At 44.3% G+C, this 13,109-nt stretch carries 8 protein-coding genes; 2 read left to right on the plus strand and 6 right to left on the minus strand.

Annotated features, from left to right (window positions below; genetic code table 11):
* Positions 1-13 precede the first annotated feature (13 nt).
* The 3 genes from JMX83_RS09460 to cysG all read right to left on the minus strand — a co-directional run bounded on the left by JMX83_RS09460 (position 14) and on the right by cysG (position 7,329).
* Positions 14-3,886: an AAA family ATPase gene (locus JMX83_RS09460; protein ID WP_201601040.1), complete on the minus strand. Its 3,873-nt coding sequence runs from the start codon at positions 3,884-3,886 to the stop codon at positions 14-16.
* 86 nt (positions 3,887-3,972) lie between these two features.
* Positions 3,973-5,547: an exonuclease SbcCD subunit D C-terminal domain-containing protein gene (locus tag JMX83_RS09465; protein WP_201601042.1), complete on the minus strand. Its 1,575-nt coding sequence runs from the start codon at positions 5,545-5,547 to the stop codon at positions 3,973-3,975.
* 153 nt (positions 5,548-5,700) lie between these two features.
* Positions 5,701-7,329, minus strand: a complete 1,629-nt coding sequence (cysG, locus tag JMX83_RS09470; protein ID WP_201601044.1) for a siroheme synthase CysG — start codon at positions 7,327-7,329, stop codon at positions 5,701-5,703.
* A gap of 292 nt (positions 7,330-7,621) precedes the next feature.
* Between cysG and JMX83_RS09475 the strand changes: the two genes are divergently transcribed.
* The gene (locus tag JMX83_RS09475) at positions 7,622-8,362 is read left to right on the plus strand and encodes an SDR family NAD(P)-dependent oxidoreductase (protein ID WP_201601046.1); all 741 of its coding nucleotides are present in this window, start codon (positions 7,622-7,624) and stop codon (positions 8,360-8,362) included.
* 132 nt (positions 8,363-8,494) lie between these two features.
* On the opposite strand, the gene JMX83_RS09480 is transcribed toward JMX83_RS09475, so the two are convergent.
* From JMX83_RS09480 to JMX83_RS09490, 3 genes are read right to left on the minus strand one after another with little or no spacing between them, the layout of a single operon-like run.
* On the minus strand, positions 8,495-9,133 hold the full coding sequence (locus JMX83_RS09480; RefSeq protein WP_201601048.1) for a phosphoadenosine phosphosulfate reductase domain-containing protein: 639 nt from the start codon (positions 9,131-9,133) through the stop codon (positions 8,495-8,497).
* 58 nt (positions 9,134-9,191) lie between these two features.
* Positions 9,192-9,782: a DUF934 domain-containing protein gene (locus JMX83_RS09485; protein WP_201601050.1), complete on the minus strand. Its 591-nt coding sequence runs from the start codon at positions 9,780-9,782 to the stop codon at positions 9,192-9,194.
* Positions 9,775-11,460, minus strand: a complete 1,686-nt coding sequence (locus tag JMX83_RS09490) for a nitrite/sulfite reductase (RefSeq protein ID WP_201601054.1) — start codon at positions 11,458-11,460, stop codon at positions 9,775-9,777. The genes JMX83_RS09485 and JMX83_RS09490 overlap by 8 nt, the downstream gene beginning before the upstream one ends.
* A gap of 347 nt (positions 11,461-11,807) precedes the next feature.
* On the opposite strand from JMX83_RS09490, the gene sat reads away from it, so the two are divergent.
* Positions 11,808-13,082, plus strand: coding sequence for a sulfate adenylyltransferase (gene sat, locus JMX83_RS09495; protein ID WP_201601057.1), 1,275 nt, complete (start codon positions 11,808-11,810; stop codon positions 13,080-13,082).
* Positions 13,083-13,109 lie beyond the last annotated feature (27 nt).

The following is a 13,109-nucleotide window of genomic DNA, read 5'->3' on the forward strand; positions in this document are numbered from 1 at the left end:
TGACTAGCTTAAATTATGATGCTTTTTCACTGACAACTTTGTGACATCCTTGACCACTGATTTGACTGAATCCACCTGAAAGTTTTTCTACTTTTATTTGGGTTAAAATACGATCTTTTAGCGCCTGTACATGGGAGATTACCCCGATTAACTTGCCTTCTTGCTGCAAATTGGTCAGCGTATCTAGCGCAATGTCTAAAGATTCTTCATCCAAGGTACCAAAGCCTTCATCCAAAAATAGCGAGTCCACGCGAATATTTTGGCTGGCCATCTGCGACAGTCCTAACGCCAAAGCAAGACTGATAATAAACCCTTCACCGCCTGAGAGATTTTTGGTACTACGAATCTCACCGCCTTGATAATTGTCAATGACATTGAGCTCAAGCGGGCTATTGTCATCACGAGCCAGCAGGTAGCGATCACTCATTTTTTGCAGCTGAGTATTGGCATGATTAACCATGAGATCAAAAGTGAGGCCTTGAGCAAAGGTACGATACTTTTTGCCATCAGATGAGCCAATCAATTTATGTAGCTGTTGCCACACTTGTAACTTATCTTTTTGGGCATTGATGGCATCAATTTGCAGCTGTTGCGTGCTTTTTTTATCCTCATTGTCTTTTAGACGCTGACTGATTGCACCAATAGATTCAATGCAGCTATTAAACTTCTCTTGGACTTGCGCTTGCTGCTGGATAAGCGTTTCTTTATCGTCTGTTGTCAGCGGGTTTACTTGCTTATCTTCTAATGCTTTCTCGGTTTCTTTCAACAGAGACTGCGCTTGCTGGAGCGCATAATCAATACGTTCTTGCTGCTGCTTGAGTGCATTACGCTCATCCATAGGCAAGCGCGCCGCCAAAAACTCTGCTTCCGTATCAAAGCTGGAGGCGGCAAGTGCGTTATCAAATGCGGTATGTTGCGTTTCTAAGGTTTGCGTAGCTGTTTCGATACGACTGGCTAAGTTTTCTTGCTGCTTTATGAGCTGTTGCAAATTATACGTTTCTGTATCTAATTGTCGTTGGGCAACACTGTGCGTCTCTTGCGCTTGATCTAGCGTGTCTCTAAGCGTACGTTCAGCTGCTTCTAGGTCAGCCGCCTCAAAAACCTCTGCGCGTTCGTTTTGGGACTGGGTTAGTGCGGCTGTCTGTTTATTCTTCGCTTGTATTAGACTGTTAAGCGTATCGGTATCTTTTTTGAGCTGTGCTTCTTTATTCTCAATATATGCTTTTATGCGTTCAAGGTCGGTCTGTATTGTCTGCTGTTTGTCCTTATCTTCAGCGAAAGCGTCTTTTAGCTGTACGAGGGCGCGGCGCTGCTGACGTAGTTCTTCAAGATAACTGTCATAATCCGCATCGCTCAGCACTATTTGTTGTGTAATGCTAGCTGATAACATCTGTAAATTATCGGGCGCACGTTGCAAGGTACTGAGCGCCTTTGTCGGATAGCTACTGGCAGCATAAGGGTTAATGCGCTGCAAAATGGTAGTAATGAGCGTTTGTAGTTCAGAAAAGTTCTCTGTAATCTTATTATCGATACCTGTTATGTTGTTTTCACTGATGGTAATATGTGTTTTCTGCTCAGAGATATCGTTTACCAACGCTTGCTGGTCTTTTGATGCTGTCTCTAGTGTCTCACGCATACGGGTTATGTCTTCACCGTAGCTTTCGTAGCGTTCTAAAGTATCTGCGATTTCTTTTCTATACTGATTTAACTTGTCTTTACTATCAGCAAGTGTTTGCGCAATGTCGTTATCACTGCCCAACGCCAGTAACGTTTGTATCAAGTTGGCAATAGTACTGTCAGCTACGTTTTCATCATTCATCTGCTGGCTAATGACATACAGCAGTTCTGTTATGGCGGTGTCATGCTGCTGTATTTGCGCATTGAGTTCGGCTTGCTGATTGCTTTTACTCTCAAGCGTACTTCGTTTACTTGCCTGCTCAATCTGCTGGGCAGTGATGCTCTTATTCAGCGCGGCAATTTGTTCATCTAAAACACTAATATACTGCGCTAATTGGAAGTTTTCGTCATTGGGTAAAAGGTGCGGGTGATTTTGGGAGTAAGGGTGCTCAAGCGCACCGCATAAAGGACAAGGTTTACCGTCTTGTAAATCGGCAATATAGTTCTCTAGCGCCATGACCTTTTGTTGTAGTTGTAGCTGATCCGATTTGTCTTGGCGCTTTTCTTGCGTGTTTTTGAGGTTTGCTTTTTTTGTTGTAATCAACTCTTCATAGCCACTGATTTCACTCTCTAGCTGCTCGATGTGACTCATGATTTTTGTCACTTGTGCGTTAAGGTCACGGCGCTGCTGGTCATGAAAGCGCAGTTGATCGAGCTGCTGGTTAGTGCTGTCTATCTGCTCTTGTGTCTCACGCATCTGTATGACCGATTGTGCTTGAATCAGCTCGCTTTGTACTTTTTTTAGTGCGGTTAATTGCTCTTGGGTGGCTTCATTTTTATCACTTTGTGCTTGTTGGCGTTGCTGTTGTACTACCAATGCGGTTTTGTGTTCTTCTAATTCACGTGTTTGGCGTATCTTGTCTTGCGAAAGTACTGGATTTTGACGTATTACCGCTTTTAGGCGACTGCACTTTTCATCAAAAATGGCAATATCGCCGTCTAAATAGCTTAAATTATCCGTACTGGTAAGTTTTTCGGTCAATTGAGCGCTTTGATTTTCTTTTTCTATGGCAATGCTTTTTTGCGCGATAATATTTTCAAGCAGTTGCTCAGTGTCTGCCTGAAGTGTGTCATGTCTGACAAGTGTATCGTTTAAAGCGCGACGCTGCTGGGCAATCTCGTTGTCGAGGTCACGTGCTTTCTGAATCTTGGGCCGTGCGATTTGCATTGCGTTTTCTGCATCTTGGCGCTGTGTTATTTGCTTCTCTAGCTGTGTGCGAGCGCTTTGTGTAAGTGCTTGCTGCTTAGGTAAGTCATACTCAAGCTGCGCTTTTTCTCGATTTAATTCGCCAACATGCTTGCGGGTAGATGATAACTCACCAAACTGACTGTCAATCTCTAACGCCTTATTGGCAGCGGTTAAGCGCTTGGCATTAGGGATAAAGTCTTGCTGAGCTTGCTGAGCTTGCGCTAGATCATTTTGATAAGTATTCAGTCTTTCTTTTGATTCTGTGATGCTATCTAGCCACTTTATCTTTTCGACCAAATTTTGAATTTCTCGCTGCTGTGTACTCTGGGTATTTTGATATGACTGCAAATCGGTTCTTAACTTACCTTCTTCTTCGGTATCTAAAAGCGCCAAGCCATCTAAACCATATTGCAGTTTATTAAGAATCTCTTCTTCAGTACGTTTTTTATCATGAACATTTAATGATATTTGAGCATAGATAGACGTACCGGTTATTTTTTCAAGAATTGCGGCTCTATCACCAATATCAGATTTTAAAAAAGCAGCAAAACTACCCTGAGCGAGCATGATAGAGCGCGTAAATTGATCAAAATCCATACCTAATAAATTCTGTATGTAAGGAGCAGTTTTACTCTTCCCATCTTCTAGCATTTTACCTGTCTCAGCATCACTAACCTCATGTTTGATAGGTAACAAATTGCCTTTGGCCTTTTTATGAGCACGATGTTGGTACCATGAACATCTATACTTTTTGGAATTAATTTCAATCACTACTTCTGCTGAGCATTCTCCAGCACCTTGAGTCATTATTTCGTTATAAGCCCCTGTTATTTTACCTAGTCTTGGCGTATAGCTGTATAGCGCCAAACAAATCGCATCCAATATGGTGGTCTTGCCAGCGCCAGTCTGCCCTGTGATGGCAAAGATTCCTTCATTGGTAAAGGCGGTGTCAGCAAAATCAATATGCCATTCACCTTTGAGAGAATTGAGGTTTTTGAGTCTGAGTTCGATTAGGCGCATGGATATATCTTATTATTAGTGATAGCAGCAACTGCGAAAAATTAGAGAGATAGAAAATAGAAGTGCGATAATGATTCACACTTATATCATTTTGCCTGTTTGTCCTCATGATGTAAGTGATAAAGTATCTGGCCATAGGCATTGCGCAACGAGTCTTTTTGTGACTTAGCCACATCATTTATCGTCAAGCAGCGCTCAAACACTTCCATCTCATTTAAGTCTTGCAAGTTCTCTGAGGTCTGCTGTTGATTAAGCACTTTGTTATAAGTACGAGTGTTTTTTATCTTAAGCACTTCACACGGCAATCCTTCTACCATTGCTTGCACTTGCTCACGCAAATCACTAACAATCTCGTCACCCGTATAGACCACCTCTAACCAAACAGATTCAGTTGGTGTGAGTGATTTTATCGTTTGCGAGATTGTGGTTAGGTCACCAGATATCTGTGCCAGCTGTTGGAATTTTGGAATGGGTAGGGATGTGACTTGCATCTGATTAACCTCATTGCAGTGCAGAGTTTTGTTTGGGACAGCGGCATCAGTAGTCAATGATTGATTTTTTTGCGCTTGCTGAACAGAAGTATTTTCTGGGGCAGTATATTTTTTCACTTCCTCATTTTCTAATGGCTCGTCAAAGCCAAACAAGTCATCTATAAAACCAGATTGTACGGGTGCTTTTTTAGCATTTTTTTCTACTGATCTTTCAACCGTGGTAGTTTTAACATTAGCATCTGTGCTGGCAAGTTGAGGCATGACGTTTAGCCCTAAGCCATCATCATCAAAAGATTCAGAATTGCTAAATTGTATAAGTAGCACTTGTTTTTGTTGTCTTGCCTCGCCAAAGCCCATCGCGATGGGTGAGCCTGAGTAGCGAATACTCTCACGACCGCCAACGCGCTGTGGTACGTGCAAATGCCCAAGAGCAACATAATCAAAGCCCTCATCAAACATGTCGGCGGAGATTTTGCCAAGTGAGCCAACATAGAGATCGCGCACGCCATCATCGTCGGTTGTTTTGCCACCAGCAGCGAATAGATGACCTGTGGCAATGATAGGAATATGCCGTTGATGAGTTTTTATTAATTCTGCCTGCTGTCCTTTTGCAATGCTTGCTACTTCGTCATAGTGGGTGCGAATACCTTTGATAACATTGGCATCTTTGCTATCCGCAGACTCGCCAGCGCTACTGCTACGCACATCACGGTCGCGCAGGTAGGGTACAGCGGCGATGATGCAATGAGGATTGTTATTATCATCGCCCAAGACCAATACTTCATCTTCTAAATCATCACAAGCCGTGCCAATAACATGGACATTCAAAAATTTGAGCACATTACTTGGCGCATCCAAAAATGTTGGTGAGTCATGATTGCCTGCGACAATGACCACATGCTGACAGCAGGAGCGTGAGACCCTACCCAAAAACTCATAATACAGCGCTTGGGCTTTATTGCTTGGCGTCATGGTATCAAAGATGTCACCTGCAACAATCAATATATCTACTTGCTGTGTACTAATGGTGTTCTCTAGCCATTGCAAAAATGCCTCAAACTCTTCATAACGCAGACGACCATAAAGCCTACGCCCCAAGTGCCAATCGGATGTGTGCAATACTTTTAAAGGTTTAATAGAGGTGTATTTAGGAGCGATAGATAGGGGCATAGTTTGGCTTATTATTAAACGTCAGAACAGTAATTAGGTAGCTTTCATTCTAGCAAGAATTGTTGGAATTTTCTCTGTTGCCAAAAGAAAACCCTGCCAATTATCTGTTGGCAGGGTCGCTTTGCGGTACAGGGAATAATAAAACACAGAAGATTAATCGACGATGAGCTGCTCTAGATCGTCCCCTGAATTTGTCGCAAGATTTGCAATCATCGATAGTGCGTGCGCTTGCTGGTCTATGGGTTGTTTTACTGCTTCACCTCTCGAGCCTTCACGTAACCAATTTTTAGCTATATCATCACTGTTTTGACTGTGCTGCTGATTCTGTAGATTATACCAAGCCAAGTTATCATGCAGCGCGACCACGTCGCCCATGATAAGTAGAGCAGGTGTCGGCAGCTGAGCGACTTCTTGCTGACTGACGATGCTGGCAAGCGTACCTGTTAGGACTTGCTGATTGGGCATACTGGCATTTGAGACAATGGCAATCGGGGTATCAGCGCTACGACCAGCGCCTATCAGGCCTTCAGTTAAGCGTGCCAGCGAGTGCAGACCCATATAAAATACGACCGTCTCATCGGTGTTCAAGAAGTTTTTGAAGTTACTGTTGGGTGCGCCTGCTTTCAAAAACCCTGTCACAAAACGTACGGATTGCGAGTGGTCACGGTGAGTGAGTGGAATCCCCGCATAGCTAGCAGCGGCATTAGCAGCAGTGATCCCTGGTACGACCTGATATGGTACGCCATGAGCGCGCAGGCTCTCAATCTCTTCACCGCCGCGACCAAAGATAAACGGATCGCCACCTTTTAAGCGAACGACACGCCGACCTTCTTTGGCGCTATTAACCAACAACTCATTGATGCCAAGCTGCGCGACCGTATGGTTACTGCGTTTTTTACCGACAAACACTTTGTCCGCATCACGGCGGCAAAGATCCAGCACTTGTGGCGATACCAATGCGTCATAGTAGACAATATCTGCTTGCTGCATCAAACGCAGTGCTTTGAACGTCAAAAGCTCTGGGTCACCAGGGCCTGCGCCAACGATATAAACTTCGCCTACGGGGGGTAGTTTTTTTTCTGACTCGTCTGACAGAGTAGGCGTTGTATTTTCCGCAGCATCAGGGTGGGCTTTATCATGAATAGCAGCGGCAGTGCTATCTAAATCCGCTTGTAGCTTGGCAGCTGCTTCTGTTTCATTACCGGCAAACATCAGCTGGCTGACTTGACCTTCAAACGCACGCTCCCAAAACTGCCGCCGTCCAGTCAGCGTTGGTATTTTGGCTTTTACCTCAGTACGGAAATCCCCTGCCAGCTTGGCTAGTTTACCGTAGCCTTGCGGAATCAAAGTCTCAAGGCGTGCTCTTAATAGACGCGCCAACACTGGGGCTTTACCATTTGATGAAATGCCAATGACAATGGGGTTGCGATCAATAATGGCTGGAAAGATAAAATCACACAAGGGCGGCGTATCGACCACATTGACCGGGATATTTAGTTCAGTCGCATCGGCGTGAATCTCATGGTTAAGCGTTTCATCATCAGTTGCGGCAATGATCACACGTGCACCTGACATATAGCGCTTATTATAATTCTCGTAGATAAATTCGTGTTTATCATCGGTGAGCAAGGCTTGTATCTCATGGCTGATGTCAGGCGCAAGGATCGTAATGCACGCGCCAGCACGGCTGAGCAAGTCAGCTTTACGCAGTGCCACTTCGCCGCCGCCCACGATGAGCACTTTGCGGCCTTCTAATTTAAAAAATAGCGGGAAGGTGTTCATAGTGTCACCATATATTGAATTATTTATTATAAAGAATAGAAAAGGTATGAGGAATGCCGCCATTATGAGGTATCACAGACACACTCTCACCTAGTGAATTGGCATTAGCATATTCTTTTTTGAAATATTAATTGATATTTTTCTTACCAATAGGAATAGATGAGATGACTTTCTCAAATCAATAAATTACCTAACACACGCTAACATATCCCAAAATTAGGTTGTGCTAGCATGTCTTAAGATAATCAATCGTATATCAATAATTCACAATATTTAAAAGAGTAAGCATACTATGAAATTACAAGACAGAGTGGCGATTATATTTGGTGGCACTTCAGGTTTGGGAGAGGCGACGGCTAAGGCATTCGCTAATGAAGGCGCTAAAGTCGTCGTCACAGGGCGCGATGAGGAAGACGGCAATCGAATCGTCAAAGATATTACAGATAACAATCAAGATGCCATCTTTGTAAAAGCTGATGTAACGCAAAAGAGTGATATTCAAGCCGTGGTTGATAGCGCATTAACCACTTACGATAAAATTGATATCTTGTACAACGGTGCTGGTATTCATGATGCTTATGACAATGCTGTTGAGCTAGAAGAAGATTTTTACGATAAATTGATGGCGATTAATGTCAAAGCGCCTTATCTGGCGTCCAAAATGGTGATTCCGCATTTTATTAAGCAAGACGGCGGCACTATTATTAATGTCGGCTCGCAAGCGACACAAATGGCAGGACCGGGCGGCTCAGCATATGTTACCTCCAAACATGCCATTTTGGGGTTTTCGAAACAGCTGGCTTTTGATTTTGGTAGTCAAGGCATCAAAGTGAATACATTGTCGCCAGGTTTTATAAAAACACCCATGACTGAGGGTATTGACGATGAGCGTCTAGCGCGTATTCCGGCCGAGCGTGCTGGTAAGCCTGAAGAGATTGCTGCACTTGCCGTGTTTTTGGCATCTGATGATTCTAATTATATGCAAGGCGCTAACGTTTTAATGGATGGCGGTTGGGTATTAGGTCGCAAATAGCTTTAGTAGTTGTCAACATGATCGTCAACTATATCCCGAACGATTATTATGTATCGTCCTAACCATAAAAAAGCCCTCTCAAAATGAGAGGGCTTTTTTATAATTGCAGAATCTGTGAGTGGTTATCAAAGATTATAACTGAGTATGCAGACCACACTCACGGCTTTCTTCTACTTTGGTTGGATCAAAGTAGTCATGCTCGTTTGGCAAGTTGTGCTCATCTAAGTACACGTCTAGATCCGCATCTGTTTTTTCGAACAATGGCGCTACTTTCAATACGCCGTCTTTTGATAAACTAAGTACATCAAGACCTTGGCGGAATTCTGTTTGGTCTTTACGAATGGCATTAAACCATACATCAGGCTTTAGCTCATCTAGTGCACGGCGAAATGGTTCAAGCTTAACTTGTTCAGTGAACTCGTCATGCTGAGGGTTATCGATACCTGGGATACCATTCATAGTCGCATCACGGTGTGCAGCCGTTTGTTTTGGGATATAAGTCACAACGTTTAGATCAAGATCACGAATCAATTTGTTAGCAAACTGATAGGTCGCATCGGTGTTGTAACCTGAGTCTACCCACAATACAGTGATGTCAGGGCGCTGCTTGGCAACCAAATGCAAGATCGCTGACTCATAAGGACGGAAGTTGGTCGTGATGATTGGGTTTTTTGCTTGTGTCAGTGCCCACTCAACGATTTGCTCAGGTGATTTACCTTGCAAATCTTGGTTTGCTTGGTCGATATCTAGGTTTGGGTGTAATTGGCTCATGATACATTCCTTAATAATTGTTAATATAAAAATAGCGATTTGATAGTGAACAATAAAATTAGTTTTTTGAGAACATCGGTAATGCTGAAGCGTCTCGACCATCATAGCTGCTGGCTAGGGCAGTGAAAGCTTGGCTGATATCAGATTTAGCATCATGCCCATTAAGTACAAAACTAGTAGCACCGGCGCGCAGCAAATAAGCGATTTGATCACGACCAAACGCGCCTGCCATGCGAATATCACCTTCATAACCAAGCTGACGCAGGGTCTGTGCAAAACTAAAACCGCGACCATCCACAAAACTTGGGACATGAATGACGATCAAGTCTTGCGTCAATAAAAAGTCTTTTACATCAGGCAGATCATCAGCATCAGTGTTGGACGTGATCCACACACCCAACCGGCTGCTGTGCTGCTTGAGGATATCCAATACTTGCGCGAGCAAACCGTTTGCCAGTTTGCCATCAGCATTCAATAAATCTGCTAATGGGACAAGTACATCGACTTTTTCTTGCTTGTGTAACAGCTCAAGCAAGGTCAGGTTTGATAACGCGATACCATCAGGCAACTGCGCTGTCGCTAGCGCTTGCCAAGTATCTTCGCCACTAATGTCTGCGCCATGGCTATCGAGCACATGATGATTAGCCATAGACCTTCTCCTTAAAGGGGGCGATGCCAACGCGGTCAATCACGTCGCCAAAACCCTCAACATCTTGTTCGTTAGTGCCGCGTATATCGAGATACACATCTAAAATGGTTTGCAAGGTGCTGGCCACATCATCCGCTCGCACCGCTTTTCCTAAGATTTTGCCCAATTTGGCGTCATTACTAGAGTTACCGCCAAGGCTAATCTGATACCAATGCTCGCCTTTTTTGTCCACACCCAAGATACCGATATCACCTGTGTGATGATGGGCGCAGGCGTTCATACAGCCTGACATATTTAGTCGAATATCACCAAGATCATACAAGTAATCTAAATCATCAAACTGCTTTTCGATTTGCTCAGCGATATTGTGCGTAGTGGCATTGGCCAGTGAGCAATAATCCCAACCTGGGCAGACAATCATGTCGGTTAAGGTGTTGATATTGGCGCGCGCCAAATGCAAGTCTGACAACTGCTGCCACAATTCATAAAGCTCATTGGTTTGCACATCAGCGAATACTAGATTTTGCTGATACGTACCGCGCAGCTCACCAAAGCTATAACGATCAGACAAATCGGCAAGCGCATCCATTTGCGTATCACTCAAGTCACCTGATGGCACATAACGACCGTCCACCAGTCCGGCTTTTAAAGAAATCACGACCGCACGGTAACCATCTACCTTATGTGCGACGGTGTTCTGGTGATACCAGTTGGCAAAGTCTTTATCAGCGTTTAGTTGTTGTTGTAACTCAGACTGTACTGCGAGCGCATCAAATGACTGATAATTAGGCATGCTGAAATAGCTGGCAGCGGTGTCAAAATTGTCTTCAGTCAAGGTAAGCGGGCCATCTTTGGTATGTGCTTCCCACTCAGCCTCCACCAATTTGGCAAACTGATTGCCGCCTAAGCTATCGACCAAAATCTTAATACGGGCTTTGTACTTGTTATCACGGCGACCGTGCAGGTTATAAACGCGCAAAATGGCATCGAGATAGCTGAGTAAATGCTCACGAGGTAAAAACTTGCGAATGGTTTTGCCAATAACGGGGGTGCGTCCTAAGCCACCACCAACGATAACTTCAAAGCCAAGCTCACCTGCGTCATTGGTAATGACGTGCAGACCCACATCATGTACTTGCGTCGCAGCGCGATCCGCTTCGGTACCGATTACCGCAATTTTAAATTTACGCGGTAAAAAAGCAAACTCAGGGTGGAAGGTTGACCACTGACGAATGATTTCGCAATAAGGACGTGGATCAGCGATTTCTTCTTTATGGATACCAGCGTAAGGGTCCGTTGTGGTATTACGGATACAGTTGCCTGAGGTTTGGATGGCATGCATTTGTACGGTTGCCAATTCTGCCAAAATGTCTGGCACTTCTTCTAGTTTTGGCCAGTTCAGCTGAATATTGGTACGGGTAGTCATGTGCCCATAACCTTTATCATACTTACGGGTAATCTCTGCCAATTTGCGCAACTGATAGCTGGCAAGTAGTCCGTAAGGGATGGCGATACGGAGCATCGGCGCATAACGCTGAATATACAGACCGTTTTGCAATCGAAGTGGCAAAAACTGCTCTTCTGGCAGCTCACCCGCTAGAAATCGCTCGGTTTGGTCGCGAAATTGGGCAACTCGTTCCTCTACCAACGTCTGGTCAGCGTAATTATATTGATACATGACGTAATCTCAGTTTTGTTTTTAGTCTTAAAAGCAGCGATGGAAGCAATCTAATATCTGTGCTCGTAGGTGAACCACAAATCGCCATTTAAACAATTCAGGGTCACATCATATAAGCTTCTATCTATAAACATAAATTCCTTTCAGACATATCCATATCCAAACACAGCATAAATTTTCATAACGAAAGTTAGGTAGCCTATGCTTATCAAATTTAACGCCTGATCGCTAGTACGCTACTTCTTATCTATCGACGGCTTTCTTCTCAGTTTTGTATATTTAATCACTTTCGTGTTTTTGCTCATCTCTTCCAACCATTCTTTCTAATAAGAGGTTTTAATAACTATATGTCTCAGACCCTGATTCAGACCCAAAGCCAAACTCAATCCCAATCAAAATCAAAGCTGGTTCCGCCACATGGCAGTGCCGAGCTAAAGCCACTCTTGTTAGAGGGCGACGCACGCGAGCAAGCATTAGAGCTTGCCAGCACCTTACCAACCATTACCTTAAGTTCACGCGAGCGTGGTGATCTGATCATGTTCGGTATTGGCGGCTTTACACCACTAAATGGTTTTATGAATAAAGCCAACTGGCAAGGTGTGGTTGATAACATGCGTTTGCAAAGTGGTGATAATGAAGGTTTGTTTTGGCCAATTCCGATCACGTTATCTGCGCCAAAAGCGACAGCGGATAATCTGAGTCAAGGCGACAAAGTGGCATTGGTTGCCAAAGATGGCGAAGTCATGGGCATCTTGACGGTAGAAGAGACCTATACCATTGATAAAGAACATGAGTGTCAGCAAGTATTTACCACGACAGATCCAGAGCATCCAGGCGTTCAGCAAGTATTGGATCAAGATGACGTTAATATTGCGGGCAGTGTAGAAGTACTGAGCGAAGGTGAGTTCCCAACGCGTTATCCTGGTATCTATAAGACGCCCGCGCAAACGCGTCAAATTTTTGAAGAGAAAAACTGGAAGACCGTGGCGGCGTTCCAAACGCGTAATCCGATGCACCGCTCACATGAGTATTTGGCCAAAATCGCGATTGAGATCTGTGATGGTGTGATGATTCACTCATTGCTCGGCGCACTAAAACCAGGTGATATTCCAGCAGAGGTACGTCAAGAAGCCATCAAAACCCTGATCGACAATTACTTCAAACAAGACACCGTTATTCAAGCGGGCTATCCACTTGATATGCGCTATGCAGGACCGCGTGAAGCCTTATTGCATGCGTTATTCCGCCAAAACTATGGCTGTAGCCATCTGATTGTTGGCCGTGATCATGCTGGTGTGGGCGATTACTATGGTGCGTTTGATGCCCAAACGATTTTTGAGCAGATTGGCAAAGACGATCTTATCACCCAGCCGCTAAAAATTGGCTGGACCTTCTGGTGTAATGCGTGTAACGCGATGGCATCGGACAAGACTTGCCCGCATGACGCCTCTGAGCATGTCAAAGTATCTGGCACTAAGCTGCGTAAAGCGCTATCAGAAGATATGGAAGTACCAGAGAACTTTAGCCGTCCAGAAGTGCTTGAGATACTGCGTAACTATTACGGTAGCATCGCTCGTGAAGAACGTGCTGAGGTCAAACTCACGGGTGCATCTGCGGTATAAACTCGAGCGTGTCAGCATAAAAAATCA

This window comes from Psychrobacter piscatorii, from assembly GCF_904846415.1.
Classification (GTDB): Bacteria; Pseudomonadota; Gammaproteobacteria; order Pseudomonadales; family Moraxellaceae; genus Psychrobacter; species Psychrobacter piscatorii.

What these genes read in the sequence shown, in the direction of transcription:
- JMX83_RS09475 (WP_201601046.1), top strand. Translation starts at nt 7,622, where the DNA reads ATGAAATTACAAGACAGAGTGGCGATTATATTTGGTGGCACTTCAGGT.
- cysG (WP_201601044.1), bottom strand. Translation starts at nt 7,329, where the DNA reads ATGAACACCTTCCCGCTATTTTTTAAATTAGAAGGCCGCAAAGTGCTC.
- JMX83_RS09485 (WP_201601050.1), bottom strand. Translation starts at nt 9,782, where the DNA reads ATGGCTAATCATCATGTGCTCGATAGCCATGGCGCAGACATTAGTGGC.
- JMX83_RS09465 (WP_201601042.1), bottom strand. Translation starts at nt 5,547, where the DNA reads ATGCCCCTATCTATCGCTCCTAAATACACCTCTATTAAACCTTTAAAA.
- JMX83_RS09490 (WP_201601054.1), bottom strand. Translation starts at nt 11,460, where the DNA reads ATGTATCAATATAATTACGCTGACCAGACGTTGGTAGAGGAACGAGTT.
- sat (WP_201601057.1), top strand. Translation starts at nt 11,808, where the DNA reads ATGTCTCAGACCCTGATTCAGACCCAAAGCCAAACTCAATCCCAATCA.
- JMX83_RS09480 (WP_201601048.1), bottom strand. Translation starts at nt 9,133, where the DNA reads ATGAGCCAATTACACCCAAACCTAGATATCGACCAAGCAAACCAAGAT.
- JMX83_RS09460 (WP_201601040.1), bottom strand. Translation starts at nt 3,886, where the DNA reads ATGCGCCTAATCGAACTCAGACTCAAAAACCTCAATTCTCTCAAAGGT.